At 35.5% G+C, this 2,091-nt stretch carries 1 protein-coding gene; it reads left to right on the top strand.

The genetic code is table 11. The features are described from left to right. Positions 1-2,091: condensation domain-containing protein (locus tag Q1A47_RS20390; RefSeq protein WP_299632739.1), on the top strand; the 2,091-nt coding region annotated here is incomplete at both ends.

The following is a 2,091-nucleotide window of genomic DNA, read 5'->3' as shown; positions in this document are numbered from 1 at the left end:
ACCAGAACCAGCTGAACAGCATCTTGTCACGAATGATTATGTAGCCCCACGAACCAGTACAGAACGAACTCTCGCAGCAATTTGGTCAGAGGTATTAGGCATAGACAAAGTCGGAATCCATGATAACTTTTTTGATTTAGGTGGACACTCATTAAAAGCGACAGCTTTAATTAGTAAAATTCATAAACAGTTTAAAGTAGAAATATCATTACGAGAGTTTTTGGAGAGTCCTACCATTAATCTTCTTAGTACATACATTGGAAATGGGAATAGAAGTGTATATGAATTAATCGAACCATATGAGGAAAGTGATTTTTATGAAACCTCTTCTGCCCAAAAAAGGATGTATATGCTACAACAATATGAAACAGGCACGTTGTACAACATGCCATTGATTTGTGAAATAGAAGGTAGTATCGACCCGGAAAAAATACAAAAGAGTCTTCAGCAGTTAGTATCTAGACATGATTCATTACGAACTTTCTTTGATACAGTCGAAGGTGAAATTGTTCAAAAAGTACTACCAAAAGCTAATTTTAAACTTGAAAGAAGATTTGTTACGGAAACAGTAGTAAACAACTTATTAAAGGATTTTGTGAAAACCTTTCATTTAAGTAAAGCTCCTCTGTTTAGAGCAGAGCTAGTAGTGAGTAATAATAAGAATTATTTATTGACGGATATGCATCATATTATCAGTGATGGAATTTCTCTTCAGATATTAATCAATGAATTTATGGCACTATATAATGGAGAACGGTTGAATTCTCTAAAATTACAATATAAGGACTTTGCAGTTTGGCAGAATAAATTCTGGGACTCCATAGAGATGAAGCGGCAAGAGGAGTACTGGCTAGAACAATTTAATGGTGAAATTCCAATATTAAATCTACCATACGATTTTGAAAGACCACCTATTCAAAGTTTTAAAGGGAAAAACCTAACTTATTACATGGATGAAAAGCTAGCTCTAGCTGTTCGGAAGATGGCTAAAGATACAGGTAGTACGATGAATATGGTTCTACTAGCTGCATTTCATCTTTTATTAGCTAAGTATAGTGGACAGGATGACATTGTCATTGGCACTCCAATAGCAGGAAGACCACATGATGATTTAGAGAACATGATAGGAATGTTTGTCAATACGTTAGCATTAAGAAATAAGGCTTCTGGAAATATAAGCTTTGAACAATTCTTAAATGCAGTAAAGCAAAATGCGCTTCAAAGCTATGAGAATCAAAGTTATCAGTTTGAAGAATTAATTAAAAAGGTGCAGGTGGAAAGGGATACTAGTAGACATTCAATCTTTGATGTCATGTTTAGTATGAATTATGCAGGATTTGATAAAGAGTTCATTTCAGAAGACTTTGTATTAACGCCTATTCACGTAGAAAGTAATATCTCAAAATTCGATTTAACGTTAACTGTCTATGATAATGAAACGATGCTTAAATATACCATGGAGTATTGTACTAAATTATTTAAAAAAGAAACTATTGATAGAATGGCATCACATTACAAAGAAATTCTAACTAAAGTCTGCACGCAACCAACGACAATATTATCTGAGATTAACATTCTAACGGAATATGAACAACATCAGCTCCTGCAGGAGTTTAACCAAACAAACGCGGATTATCCGAAAGATAAATCACTTCATACATTATTTGAGGAGCAGGCTGAGAAGAATCCTCATCATATTGCGGTTGTATGTGCGGACCAGAAGTTAACTTATCAGGAATTAAATAAAAAGGCGAACCAACTGGCAAGAGTTTTACGACAACAAGGGGTTCAGAATGAAGCCATTGTAGGTCTCATCATGGATCGGTCCATCGATATGATCATTGGAATCATGGGAATACTAAAGGCAGGAGGAGCCTATCTACCAATCGACCCAACCCATCCAACCGATCGTATTCAAACGATTCTATCCGACGCAAAGGTGTCCTTAGTTGTCACATCAAGTGGTCAAGCTCGTTCACTTTCTCTAGCTGTACAGGCTATCGATATTACGGTAGAAGATTTCTATCAAGGTCTATCCACAAATCTAGATCTTGCTATCGACTGTCATCAATTGGCGTATGTAATTTATAC

The organism is uncultured Virgibacillus sp. (genome assembly GCF_947495635.1).
Taxonomy (GTDB): Bacteria; Bacillota; Bacilli; order Bacillales; family Amphibacillaceae; genus Virgibacillus; species Virgibacillus salarius.
This window is presented reverse-complemented; position numbering and strand designations above follow the sequence as displayed.